The organism is Neobacillus cucumis (assembly GCF_023715505.1).
Genome location: NZ_JAMBOH010000164.1, coordinates 1 through 255, shown reverse-complemented (window position 1 = coordinate 255; position 255 = coordinate 1). Strand labels below are relative to the sequence as shown.

1 protein-coding gene is annotated in these 255 nt (G+C 35.7%); it reads right to left on the bottom strand.

The annotated features are described in order from the left end of the window. On the bottom strand, window positions 1-255 hold a 255-nt coding region (locus M3226_RS31960), incomplete at both ends, for a transposase (RefSeq protein ID WP_251573459.1).

Genomic DNA, 255 nt, shown 5'->3' with positions numbered 1-255 from the left:
CATCTTCAACTTTTACAGCATCAAATATTCTCTTTAAACCTATTTTCACATCATCCATGTCTTTTTTTGGCAAATGATTAAAGATATTGCGTTTGAAATGTACTGTGCAGCGTTGCCAAGTAGTCCCTACAAATTCTTTCGAAATGGCCTTTTTTAGGCCTTTATGTGCGTCTGAAATGATTAATTTAGGTGATTGTAGTCCTCGTGATTGTAGGTACTGAAAAAATCTTTGCCAAGCCTCAAAACTCTCAGAGT